The sequence below is a fragment of the Bartonella sp. AU16XJBT genome (assembly GCF_028618665.1).
Classification (GTDB): Bacteria; Pseudomonadota; Alphaproteobacteria; order Rhizobiales; family Rhizobiaceae; genus Bartonella.
This window is the reverse complement of the sequence record NZ_JAQITF010000003.1, coordinates 69,610-81,993: the sequence shown is the minus strand read 5'-3', so window position 1 is coordinate 81,993 and position 12,384 is coordinate 69,610. Positions and strand designations below refer to the sequence as shown.

The window sequence follows — 12,384 nt, the reverse complement described above, 5'->3', positions numbered from 1 at the left end:
TCTGGATGTCAGGTTTATCTGGATATCAGGGCGTATACGAAATGTATTCTTTCCAATAGTAATCTCTTAAAAGGAAGTATATAGGAGAAACTATTGGTTGATTATAAGTGAGAACAAAAAAGCTGGTCACATGGAAACTATGAAGTGATCGAGTGGAGTTATGGTATGGCAACAAAGGTTAAACAGAAAGATAATGCGGAAGTAACAAGCCAAGCGAGTTTGGATAGTCCTCTTCTTGATTTTTCTGATGATGCCATCAAGAAAATGATTAAACTTGCCAAAAAAAATGGTTACGTAACGATGGATGAACTCAATGCCGTTCTTCCTTCTGATGAGGTTACATCTGAACAAATTGAAGATATCTTGGCGATGTTCTCTGAGATGGGGGTTAATGTTGTCGATGATGAGGATGAAGTTGAGTCTGAAAATTATGAAGACGAAGTTACGGTAGAAGGGGGTGACTTAGTAGAGGCCTCTAGCCACGCACTTGCAACGACAACGAATAAGCGCGAAGTAACAGATCGTACGGATGATCCGGTGCGTATGTATTTACGTGAGATGGGAGCTGTTGAGCTTCTTTCACGGGAAGGCGAAATTGCCATTGCTAAGCGTATTGAAGCAGGGCGTGAGACAATGATTGCGGGACTTTGTGAGAGTCCTTTGACTTTTCAGGCTCTGATTATTTGGCGTGATGAGTTAAAAGAACAGCGTATTCTTCTTCGTGAAATTATTGATCTTGAAACAACTTATGCGGGTCCAGAAGCAAAGCAGGCTCCTGTGATTGAGCGAAGTGAAGTTGATAAGATAAAAGAAGAAAAGATGTCTTCTGGTATACGTAATATGGGGGAAAATGTAGCAGAAAGAAGCATTGAAGAAGATGATGAAGAAGACGATGATGATGTTAATTTATCCCTTGCAGCAATGGAAAATGAGCTTTGTCCTCAAGTTATGGAAACATTGGATTTTATTGCTCAAACCTATGTAAAATTACGCAAATTACAAGATCAGCATGTTGAAAGCAGTTTGGCAGAGCGTAAAGAGGGGGCTCTTACAGCTTCTCAAAAGAAAAAATATATTCAATTAAAGGGTGAGTTAATTCAAGCAGTGAAATCTCTCTCTTTGAACCAAAATCGTATCGAAGCTTTGGTTGAACAGCTTTATGACATCAATAAGAGATTGATTCATAATGAAGGTAAGCTGAAACGAATCGCTAACAGTTATGGCATTGGCCATGAGGATTTTTTAAGAGAATACCAAGGACGTGAGTTGGATGCAGATTGGATGAATTATATTGCCACTTTGCCTGCGCCGGGTTGGAAAGAATTTTCAATGCGTGAAGCAAAAGAAATTCAAAAATTGCGGAGTGAAATACAAAATCTTGCGCAAGAAACGGCTATTTCGATTGGTGAATTTCGTCGGATTGTTATGCAGGTGCAGAAAGGTGAACGTGAATCAACCATTGCGAAAAAGGAGATGGTCGAATCTAATTTACGTCTTGTCATTTCAATTGCAAAAAAATACACTAATCGTGGTTTGCAGTTTCTTGATCTTATTCAAGAGGGCAATATCGGTTTGATGAAGGCTGTGGATAAGTTTGAATATCGACGCGGCTACAAGTTTTCAACTTATGCAACATGGTGGATTCGTCAGGCCATTACGCGTTCAATTGCGGATCAGGCACGCACTATTCGTATTCCTGTTCATATGATTGAAACAATTAACAAAATCGTTCGTACCTCACGTCAGATTCTCCATGAAATTGGACGAGAGCCAACACCAGAAGAATTATCTAGCAAGCTTTCTATGCCGTTAGAAAAAGTGAGAAAGGTTCTTAAAATTGCAAAAGAGCCTATTTCACTCGAGACGCCTGTTGGTGATGAAGATGATTCCCATTTGGGTGATTTTATTGAGGATAGGAATGCATTATTACCTATTGATGCTGCTATCCAGGCTAATCTGCGTGATACAACAACACGTGTTCTTGCTTCATTAACACCACGGGAAGAACGTGTTTTGCGGATGCGTTTCGGGATAGGGATGAATACAGATCACACTTTGGAAGAAGTAGGACAACAGTTCTCAGTTACAAGAGAACGTATTCGTCAGATTGAAGCAAAGGCACTTCGTAAATTGAAGCATCCTAGCCGCTCACGAAAATTGCGCAGTTTTCTCGATTCTTAAATAAAAGAATTGGTGCATTTTAATTGTTCCCTCTTTCTTCTTCATGGAGGGGGGCTTGTATACTTGGATGCTTTTTTTAAGAAAAAAATGGGAAGACTTTGAATAATCTAGAAAGTTTGCGATATTTAACGTTTTTCGTAGCTTTGGCGCTTTGTACTTCTCTCGGTCTCAAAAGAACAGATATAGGGCAAAGGGTAGTTATGGAGTAGAGAGTAAAGGAGGGGCTTTCAAGAAATGAACGATAAAATATTATTTTGCCTAGAGTCGTTTTTTTTAAGAGATGGGATATCTCAAGAATAAACTTATAGTGCAGCGTACTGTCTTTTTGATGAGAAAGGTTATTCTTTGCAGAATTATTTTATCATTTTAGGTGACGCATTTTATTCTTTGTCGATTGACAAAGGAATTTTTCAATAGATTATGTTCATTTATATGCGCTATTTTTTGAATATTCGCTTTTTCTTCAGATAGATTTTAAGAAAATTGTATGAAATACGCATTGAGTTGAATCTTTTTAAGAGACAGAAATAGATGAATTTATAGAAATTTTTTCTTTTTTCTTTTTTATCGATCGTCTTCATTAAAAAAGGTGTGCCTGAGTTTATGAGTGGAGAACTTCCTTTTTGGAAAGTAAAAAAATTAGAAGAATTTTCCTTCGCTGAGTGGGAGAGTCTTTGTGATGGCTGTGGTCGTTGTTGTCTCCACAAAGTTGAGGATGATGATACGGGTGATCTTTATGCAACCAGTATTGCTTGTCGTCTTTTAGATGGGGAAACTTGCCAGTGTCGAGACTATGGTCATCGTAAATCAATTGTACCAGATTGTATATCGTTAGACATTACAACCGTTAAAACGGTGCGTTGGCTTCCAGAAAGTTGCGCTTATAAATTAATTTATGAAGGAAAAGATCTCCCATGGTGGCATCCATTGGTATCAGGAGATTGTCAAACGGTGCATAAAGCATATATTTCTGCTCGTGGATATATAGAGATCTACGAAGACGAATTATCATCTGAAGAAGATTATCTCACTCATATTACTGGTCTTCTATGTGAAGGCCAGTGATATGAGTATTTTATACAATGGTTGGTGTTTTAATCGATCGCAAAGACGACAGTGACACTCACATTATAATTTAATTCACCCCCTGCAAAATTTGTATCTGCGTAGCTTGCATCTGCTGCTCTACTCATGAGACGCGGTGTTGGGCGGTAGTAATCATCTTTTTCATTGATTTCAATAATTTTTCCTAATTTTAAGTCGGCAGCTTGTGCTATTGTTTGCGCTTTTTCAATGGCTTCAGTAATGGCTTTTTTACGTGCTTCTTGATAAAATGGCTTTGTATCTGCGTTGGTAAAAGTAATACCATTCACTGAATTAATTCCCAGTGCCATGGCTTGATCAAAGATTTTACCAGCATTGCTAAGATCACGAATGCGTACAGTTAAAGAATTTGAAACGTGATAGAGTTTTTCATTATTCTTTTTTTCGTGGGACGACTGATAAATAGATAAACCTGATGTTTGTAAATCATTTGCGTGGATGCCATTATTTTTAAAGGCATTTATAATATCATTCATAGATTTATTATTGGAAGCTAATGCTTTTTGAGCCGTTTTGTCATCCGTAATAACGGCAAGATTAATAATTGCCATATCCGGTGCAGCTTGACTTTCTCCGATTGCAGTCACTGTAATCGTTGCATCTCTTTTATTTTCTTCAGCATAAGCATGTACGACAGTCAATGAAGCGGCTAAGAGTGTGAATGTTAATAGAGCTATTTTAACCAAAAAACTCTTCAGTGGTTGAATTTTCTTTTCTATCATATCTATTCCTTTTCATTTGTCATTATTACTCTCTCATTTTTGAGAGTTCTTGTAAAGAAATTAGGGCATTAGAAAAAAAACCAATAGAAAAGAGAAAAAGATGGGTTATAATCTAAGTCAGCTCTTGTATCATAGAGCATTTTAGTTTAGAGAGAGACCACCTGTGTGGGGCCTGTAGCTCAATTGGTTAGAGCCAGCGGCTCATAACCGCTTGGTTGGGGGTTCGAGTCCCTCCGGGCCCACCAATAGGGAATTGTCCAATAGGAAAATGATTAGTTTAGTAAAAGTTTGGGGATTCTACATCCTTCGTTCTTTTGGCTTATTTCTCCGTTTGTTCTAAATTCTTTTGTCATTTTTTTGCAGTGTTTTTCTATCAGTCATTTTAATATATAAAGTGATGATATACTTTTTAGTCTCATCAAAGAAATGCTTTCATTTGCAACATTAGAGCATCTGGATTAATTTGATATGTGTTTCTGTTTACGTTTTTAATTCATACGTTGTTTTTTATTTTTTCTGTGTGATGTTCTTCATAACAAGGGCTTAATATTTTCATGAGATGAGTTTATTTGTGCTTGTTCTGCCAAATGGACTGCCCTCAATAGAATCAATGCTAAACGTTGTGCGCGTTTATAACAAACATCCCGAAAAATGGTGAGTGTGAACCCGCTTTCTTTGAATGATCTTTACGATTTTGAGATGTTCGAATAACATCATCATGATAAAATATTGTATATGAAAGGATATGATCTATAGACCTTCATAGGAGTTATGGGCGTAATCATAGTAATATTTGTTGATATTTTTTTCATGAAAAAAGTTTTTTCTGATTTTTGAAACGTATTGTTTATAGGGGCGGTGGAGTGTTTTCTAAAAAGAATTTGATCAATCGTCCTTTGAGATCCCAATTGAGGGATTGTGGGTGGTGCCTTATGTTATCCAAATTTTACTGTGATAGGTGTTTTATTATTCTGTAAGAATATTTTCTGCAATATTGGAAAGTTCATTAAAATGGTACCTCTTTACCATTGTGCGTTTTCTACCTAATGCTCAAATTATATTTCTTATGTCATTCAAATTGTTATTGAAGTCACAAGGTCTTTTTTTGATTTTACGCTCATAAAGCATTGGCAGTATTTCGGTAAAACTTGCTCTTTTTTGGTATTGCTAAAATTTTTTCCTATTGATTGTGAAAAGAGTTTTCTCTTTTCTGCAAAATAATTGGCAGGGGAAGTGATTTCTTGTTGGAAAAGTACTCTTCTTCTTCGAAGATAATCATTTTTCATTTACGTGAGAAAATTTTTTCCTTGTTGTAAATCTACATACAATTTACGTACGGAGATCATGAGTGATGATTTATTTTATTTTTTTAAACATCGCCATTTTTATTCATGATAACGAATCAGTATTTAAAAAGTGTTTTTAGAGGGGAGGTTGCCTTGTAAATGCATTACAGGGTTTTAGGGGACGCGGCTGTTTATAAGAACTTATTCCTATAACATTGTTATATCCTTGCTTTGCAATATTGTTTAAAAAACATAGATGGTGCTATGTAGAATAAAATTGTGATATATTATTTCTTTTGAAATAAGCTTTTTCGTGTTCTCTTATAAAGAGTTCAGGAGTATCTTCAGAGATATTTTCACACTAATTTGTTATTGGCCCGAATCACAAGATTTGCGTAACATTATTCGCGTTGTTGATAGATCATACCAATTTTCATAAGAAGGTCTGGATCGAGCGATGCTTTCTGTTTCATCATGGTACATAACTCATAGAATTTTATCTGATTTCATAAAATAAGTTTGTACACAATTGCTTCCATACTGCCTATTGCAAATATTTTTTTCTAAGGTATGAGATATGTTTAAACGCTTTAGCGTTATATAGTTTGACAATATGGAGTATGACTATGAAGAATGATGAAAAATTTGAGGCGGCTTTATCGGATATTATTGTGAAATGGGAGTCTTTATCGACGTCTCAAAAGCAAGCGATATTGGATAGAGTAGAAAATTCTACAACTGCTCCTCATTCAACAGAACATTTAAAGCTTCAATCTTCTTTTTATCTCCAGACGAAATCAAAGCTATAAGTTTTAAGTCTTCATCGGAGATATTGAAGCCGGTTATGACATATATGGCGCTAGCATTTCCGAGTGTATTTAGAATAGCCATAAGTTTATCGACTGAAGGTCTCTTTCCTCCTTTTATCATTTGTTGGACATAGTTTTGTCCACAGCCTGCTGCTCTGCTTATTTCGATCATCGTTCGTCCGTCACTCTTTATTAATTCAATTAAGCGTTGGAACCAATCTTTTTCAGTCTTTGTCATTTTTAGACCTTTACACATTTACGCTATAGCGTTAATATTGCATCGCGAATCCAGAATATATGATACAAGGAGCGTGAAAATATCCATGCGTAGCTCTTCGCTAATGAAGCATATAGAGTTGTTTTTAACTAATAACAAAATGTCCCCATACACTTTTAGATTCGAATCAATAAAAATGGTTCCTTAGTTTCACGGTTGTAGAGAAATCACTGCGTCTACCAGAAACAGTGATACGCACGCGTGTGTTCATGAGATTTCGCTGTGATAGTATACGTAGCAGCATTATAAATCAAGATATACCCCAACATCAGCATTTGTAAAAAATTCTGCGTTAAGTCGGTATGGGAGCATATAACGAAGCTTTACAGTCTCAAGAGACAAGATTGTGGTTGTAGAAAAAAACATAAATTCATAAGTTTAAAATGCTCATTTCTTTTTTATTGTAATAAATTAGGTCACTATCAGATGGTATGTCGTATGTGTACGTTAAAAAACTTTAGAAATATCAAAAAAAATGATTTTGGTGTTTTTATAGAACACAAAAATAATTTGAAGCATGAAGGTGGTTGTTTGCTGGAATGGGATATCCGCGACCAATGCTTCTATGAGGATGGGTGTGCTTTTGATGACACGACGGTTTATAATAAAGTCTGTGTTTTTGAGGATATTTTTGTTTATGGCAATGCGCTAATATATGGTCGTCTAGGGGGGACAAGAATTTGCATGTTTATGAGAGGGGAGGACTTTATTGTCATTTGAATATGAGTGGAGAGGCATATGTTTACACTAATGTAGTCGTTTTGGGTCAAATTTTGAATGCTCAATATATTGAAGTTTGTCGTAATACTTTTGATTATAGAAAGGCTCGTGTTTATAATAATGTTTTGGTTTGCGGTGATGTAAAGATTTGTGGGAAGGTAAAACTTTACAGAAAAGCTGTGCTTTGTGACGCTGAAGATCTTTGTAATAATGAAAAAAATTCCACATACAGCCATATTCCATATGGCGTAAAAGAGGAAAATGGGAATGTTTCGGGGAAGGCGTGTATTGATTTTATCACGTTGTTCGTTTTGTTGGAAGTCCCTTATTTTTTATATTTTGGATCAATAAATATGTCGCAAATAATTGGTGTGGGCGTGTGGATTTAGCCGCTTTCAGGGTGTTTTTTGCGTCATTTATCAATGTTTTAATGGAGAAAATACGAATGCCGAGGGTGATTATTCGCACTTGGAATATGGAGTTTATTGCCTTCTTTTTTGATAGAGAATGAAACAAAATAAATTGCTTAAGATGATCACTTGAGCGGCAATGAGAGGAGATCAAAATGAGTATAAACGAAATTTTATTGGGAGCAATGATCGTTGTTTTGTTGTTCAGCGGGTTTATATTTCGGTTTGCTTTATATTATCGCAGTCAAATTAAAGCTCTAAAAGAGGAATCCAGAAGGATAAAGCATGAGTTTTTAAGGGATTCTATGAAGATGACTGAAGAACGAGATAGAGTTCTTAGAGAGCAAAATATGGTGATTAAAAGACGCGATCAAGCAATTGAAAAACTGAAAAAACGAATTAAGCAATATGAAGAAAACGAAAAGAAATATCAAAAAGTGCTTAAATCTGAAGGTGATAAAGAGTGATTGTATTCATATTTTGTATCGAATTTATGCATTAAAAGATTTGGAGATGTGTTAGAAAGATTGGAAATAATGAGAGAGACATGACTTTCATGAAGTCTATTATAAGTGTTCGTGGAGAGATTGTATAGGAAGAGAATATTCGAGTTTACTCTGTTCTATAGTTTATAAAATCGTTACAGTTGATAGAAAGCTAGTCGTTGGCGGTCAAAATAAAAGTTTATGGTGATGCCTCAGTTTATAGCTTAGGGGTATTAGTAAAGGGTATCTATACGATCCAGCAATTGTTATGGTGATTTATATTATTGTAGAAAACAATTTTGCGCGTTCCTTTTAGATTTTAGGTATAATGCTGCGATAGTTTCAAGGAATAGGCGTAAAAAATTTCATGATAATAGAAAGAAATATTTGTTTTTTATGAAGGCGAAGGCGATAAGTCAGTTATGATTATCCGATACAGAATAGGAAGATGAACGTAAAAGATATTGATATCTGAGAAAGCAATTACATTCCTAAATTATGCTTTGTTTTCTCTTCATAGGTGTTTGTTTTATGAAAAATACAGGACTTGAGGGATTTACTGCTTGATAAATGCTATCAAAACTCAATTATATTTGAAAATAAACATACACCCTGCGAAAATTTAACTTTCACTTACACGTATTAAAAGTAACACAAAAAAATTTCTTTCACTGAGAAAAAATCAGTCACTTTTATTCATTACAAAAACATAGCCCAAAATCCCATTATACAAACTGAACTCTTATCTTAATGGTGAAGAATGTTAAGACTGGAGTTCTTTAATAAGAGCTTTATGGGTAATTTCTTTGATTTGTTCAATATTCATGAGGATATCTTGTTTTGTTGGATACCCTTTACTAGAAAAAGCAATTTTTTGTGCATCTCCTGAGATTAAACGCCAGTACCATTGATTGTGAACTCCTTGAAACACCTCAAAATACATGTTTCTCACCTCATAAAATAGCTGATAATTTTCAGGATAAATACTCAACTAACCCATTTACGAATACTAATGTATGTCTCTATAGGAAGTCGTCAATATATTCCCCTTAAATTTTCTGACCTTAAAAAATAATTTCTATGAGAGCTATTATCCTTTTAACAAGAAAAAATTTCTTGTCAATAAGATATGAATGAGAATTTTATACTATAAAATTATTTTTTTTAATTTAATGACACTATACGTTTATTTACAATAAAAATATTTTTCTTTTATAGTATAACTTTTATAGAGCACACAAACTTCCACCAGCATGGATAAAGGAAAAATACTTTTCTCCATACTGGTGGCTCTTAATTATTTCTTGTTTTCTCTTTTGAAATAGACGTTTATTGACTAGCTATAACTTCTTTTTGGGATACGCTTCGAATGAGTAAATCAATGAATAAGCTAAGGGTATAAGAATTAGCCATTTTGGCTTTCATATCGATCAGAGAAGTTGCAGTTTTAGGGTTAAGGCCATTTGATAAACCTTGTCTTGACAAATATTGCTGCAATTTTTCATAAGAGCTGTCAATTTTTTCTTGATTTAGTTTTTCATTACGATCACTATTGGCAAGTGTTTCTTCTAGCCCCTCAATTTTTTTAATAAAATAATTCCAGTCAAAATCACCTTTTGTATATTCGGCGTCAAACATTTTTCCTTGTCCGGTTAAAAGCCAATTAATGTTGACACCATATAACGTGCGGTATGTTTGTAAGACACTAAGATTGGGTTCTCTCTCTCCACGCTCATAAAAAGCAATGGAATTTTTTGTCATGCTAAAACTTTTAGCTAAAGTTTCACGCGATGGATCGCCTAAAGCAAGACGTACATAACGTAAACGTTTTCCAAATATGGTTTTTGATTCAGTTTCAGGACGTGCCACGAATTATCTCCCTCGGTAAATCATCATGGTATAAATCATTAAATAATAAAAGCACACTATGTATTAATATTCTATGACATAATGTCAATATTCATCGTTTTAATTTTTCTTTATTTTTTTATTTTAATGGATAGAAAACAATCTTTCACTTATTGTAATTGACGATTAATATTCATCTCAAAACAAAATTCTTTGTTTACTGCATTTGTCTCTTGCTTTTTTTGAGAAAATTTTCATGTAACTTTACCATATATATTCTATACACCTCTGCATTAAGAGATGCAACTTTAAAGAGATACAAGCTTTTGATTTGCACTATTTGTCTGCTGTAGATGAATTAGAAAATAAACTTTGAGGAATGATCATGGCCCTGTTACGCTATTTTGGTTTTGCTTTTTTTTTCACGATTATTGGTGTCTTTTTAGGAGGGGCTATTGGTTGGTTTGAAACGGGAAGCATTACTGGTTTTCTTAAATATTTTTTTATTTGCTGTGTTTTAGGGGTTTTGGAAATTTCTTTATCTTTTGATAATTCTATTATCAATGCACGTGTTCTTAGTAGAATGAATCCGTTATGGCGTCGTCGTTTTCTTATATGGGGTATTTTGATTGCTGTATTTGGGATGCGGATTGTTTTTCCTTTGTTGGTGGTTGTCGTTGCTGTTGGAATTAATCCAATTGCGGCAGTTAAATTAGCGATAGGGGAACCACATCTATATGCTGAAGTCTTAACCGATGCGCATATGGGAATTGCCGCTTTTGGAGGAACTTTCCTTATGATGGTTGGCTTAAAATATTTTTTTGATTCTGAAAAAGAGGTGCATTGGCTTAATGTTATAGAGAGACCTGCTCAAAAGTTTGGGGCGCTTGTTGGGATTGATATTGCAATTGTTTTGATTTTGATCTTATTCGTGTCAGGGCAGATTGTTGCGGAAGATAAAGTCACTTTTTTATTAGCAGCCCTTTATGGGCTTTTGACTTTTATAGGTGTTGAAGTTGTCGGTCATCTCTTAGATGCTCCTAAAAAGACTTTGACGAGCGTGGCTCAAGGGGGACTAGGGGCGTTCCTTTATTTAGAAGTTCTTGATGCGAGTTTTTCTTTCGATGGTGTGGTTGGAGCTTTTGCTTTTTCACACAACCTTTTTATTATCGCAATTGGTCTTGGTATCGGTGCATTTTATGTTCGTTCTATGACAATTATGTTGGTCGAGTCAGGGACATTGTTGCATTATCGTTATTTGGAGCATGGTGCTTTTTATGCAATTTTAGTTCTTGCCGTGATTATGTATCTGCAAACGATTATACCAGTTCCTGAAGTATTAACAGGACTTGTGGGAGTCTGTATTATTGGAATGGCATTGTATTCTTCGATTCGTTTTAAGCGTCGTCAATTGGATAAACATGTTGCTTCTTAAGTAATGAAAACTTCATATTTTCTCATGCTTTTGTTTATCGCATATCCTTAATAAAAGAGAACTTTCATGCAAAACAAAATGCTATAGTCTTTCTTATTGGTGTCCTTATTTTAAAGTTGAAGCTATGATATGATTCTTCCCATGAAGGGAATAATTTAAAATCTCTTGGATAGCTTTGACTTAAATACAAGGTGCAAACGGGCGCTATACTTTTACCCGCTTTCAGTACGATGAAAGCTTTTATATTTAACGATTCATAAGAAGCATTTTTGTTGCTTTCTTGAGTGATTTTTATTTACATATTTATCCTAGTTGTGATGTGTAAAATGGTTTATTCATTATGAATAAGTTTGAAATGAGAGAATTTTATCCTATTCTGGTCTCTCACTTAAATATGTAACAACTCACTTAAATATGTAAAGAATAATGTATTTCTTATAAATCAGTGCTTTATAATAGGTAGTCAGAAAACAATATTTTAGGAGACCATTAACAGTTCTATACCAGCTTCGTTCATCGTTTTAAGCATCGTGTTTAGGGATTCGTTTACATCAATACCAGCGCAGGCATTTAATGAAACACTGACTTTAAAACCACATTGTATGGCGTGAAGAGCGGAAAATCCAACACAAAAGTCCGTTGCTAAGCCACACATAACGAGCTTGGTAAAACCGTGTTCTTTGAGATAAGCTTGTAAACCTGTTGATGTTTTTTGATCATTTTCAAGAAAAGCAGAATAGCTATCCATTTTTTGATTATAGCCTTTTCTAAGGATAAGTTGTGCCTTTTCCACTCTGAGAGATGGATAAAATTCTGCTCCTTGTGTTCCTTGTATGCAATGATCAGGCCAAAGTATTTGAGGACCATAGTCAAGATTGGTGGTATCATAGGGCTTTTTTTCAGGATAGCAGGAAGCAAAGCTGCAGTGGTTTTTGGGGTGCCAGTCTTGGGTTAAGATAACGTGGTCAAAATGATTGATAAGATTATTGATGGCGGGTAAAATAACATCACCTTGTGGTACTGCAAGTGCTCCACCGGGTAAGAAGTCATTTTGAACATCAATGACGAGTAAGGCTTTTTTTTCCATAAATATATTATTCCTATAGG

The 12,384-nt window shown here is 34.8% G+C and carries 12 protein-coding genes and 1 tRNA gene; 8 read left to right on the top strand and 5 right to left on the bottom strand.

The window, feature by feature from the left end:
* Nucleotides 1–165: 165 nt before the first annotated feature.
* Together rpoD and PVV66_RS02555 are read left to right on the top strand one after the other, a co-directional pair.
* Nucleotides 166–2,181 (top strand): RNA polymerase sigma factor RpoD, encoded by a 2,016-nt coding sequence (gene rpoD, locus PVV66_RS02560; RefSeq protein ID WP_273717881.1) that lies wholly within the window; start codon nt 166–168, stop codon nt 2,179–2,181.
* Nucleotides 2,182–2,784: 603 nt separating this feature from the next.
* Nucleotides 2,785–3,246 carry a YcgN family cysteine cluster protein gene (locus PVV66_RS02555; RefSeq protein ID WP_273717879.1) on the top strand — a complete coding sequence of 154 codons (462 nt, stop codon included), beginning with the start codon at nt 2,785–2,787 and terminating at the stop codon, nt 3,244–3,246.
* A 29-nt stretch (nt 3,247–3,275) separates the two neighbouring features.
* Here PVV66_RS02555 and PVV66_RS02550 read toward each other — a convergent pair whose 3' ends face one another.
* On the bottom strand, nt 3,276–4,007 hold the full coding sequence (locus PVV66_RS02550) for an SIMPL domain-containing protein (protein ID WP_273717878.1): 732 nt from the start codon (nt 4,005–4,007) through the stop codon (nt 3,276–3,278).
* Between the two features lie 168 nt (nt 4,008–4,175).
* Here PVV66_RS02550 and PVV66_RS02545 point away from each other — a divergent pair.
* A tRNA-Ile gene (locus PVV66_RS02545) sits at nt 4,176–4,252 on the top strand.
* 1,667 nt (nt 4,253–5,919) lie between these two features.
* Nucleotides 5,920–6,102, top strand: a complete 183-nt coding sequence (locus tag PVV66_RS02540) for a hypothetical protein (RefSeq protein WP_273717876.1) — start codon at nt 5,920–5,922, stop codon at nt 6,100–6,102.
* On the opposite strand, the gene PVV66_RS02535 is transcribed toward PVV66_RS02540, so the two are convergent.
* Entirely contained in the window at nt 6,026–6,340 is a 315-nt protein-coding gene (locus tag PVV66_RS02535; protein ID WP_212112251.1) for a helix-turn-helix domain-containing protein, read from the bottom strand. The genes PVV66_RS02540 and PVV66_RS02535 overlap by 77 nt on opposite strands.
* A 477-nt stretch (nt 6,341–6,817) precedes the next feature.
* Here PVV66_RS02535 and PVV66_RS02530 point away from each other — a divergent pair, with 477 nt between their 5' ends.
* The 3 genes from PVV66_RS02530 (at nt 6,818) to PVV66_RS02520 (ending at nt 7,976) form a co-directional block, all read left to right on the top strand.
* Nucleotides 6,818–7,099, top strand: a complete 282-nt coding sequence (locus PVV66_RS02530; protein ID WP_273717870.1) for a hypothetical protein — start codon at nt 6,818–6,820, stop codon at nt 7,097–7,099.
* Nucleotides 7,096–7,488: a hypothetical protein gene (locus tag PVV66_RS02525; RefSeq protein WP_273717868.1), complete on the top strand. Its 393-nt coding sequence runs from the start codon at nt 7,096–7,098 to the stop codon at nt 7,486–7,488. Before PVV66_RS02530 ends, PVV66_RS02525 begins: the two co-directional genes overlap by 4 nt.
* 176 nt (nt 7,489–7,664) lie before the next feature.
* On the top strand, nt 7,665–7,976 hold the full coding sequence (locus PVV66_RS02520; RefSeq protein WP_273717866.1) for a hypothetical protein: 312 nt from the start codon (nt 7,665–7,667) through the stop codon (nt 7,974–7,976).
* 781 nt (nt 7,977–8,757) lie between these two features.
* On the opposite strand, the gene PVV66_RS02515 is transcribed toward PVV66_RS02520, so the two are convergent.
* On the bottom strand, nt 8,758–8,937 hold the full coding sequence (locus PVV66_RS02515; RefSeq protein WP_139413477.1) for a YegP family protein: 180 nt from the start codon (nt 8,935–8,937) through the stop codon (nt 8,758–8,760).
* Between the two features lie 386 nt (nt 8,938–9,323).
* A complete protein-coding gene (locus PVV66_RS02510; protein ID WP_273717862.1) occupies nt 9,324–9,863 on the bottom strand; it encodes a helix-turn-helix transcriptional regulator in 540 nt (179 codons plus the stop codon).
* 364 nt (nt 9,864–10,227) lie between these two features.
* Between PVV66_RS02510 and PVV66_RS02505 the strand changes: the two genes are divergently transcribed.
* Nucleotides 10,228–11,277 carry a DUF475 domain-containing protein gene (locus PVV66_RS02505; RefSeq protein WP_273717861.1) on the top strand — a complete coding sequence of 350 codons (1,050 nt, stop codon included), beginning with the start codon at nt 10,228–10,230 and terminating at the stop codon, nt 11,275–11,277.
* A gap of 478 nt (nt 11,278–11,755) precedes the next feature.
* Here PVV66_RS02505 and pncA read toward each other — a convergent pair whose 3' ends face one another.
* Nucleotides 11,756–12,364, bottom strand: a complete 609-nt coding sequence (gene pncA / locus PVV66_RS02500; protein WP_273717858.1) for a bifunctional nicotinamidase/pyrazinamidase — start codon at nt 12,362–12,364, stop codon at nt 11,756–11,758.
* Nucleotides 12,365–12,384: the final 20 nt, after the last annotated feature.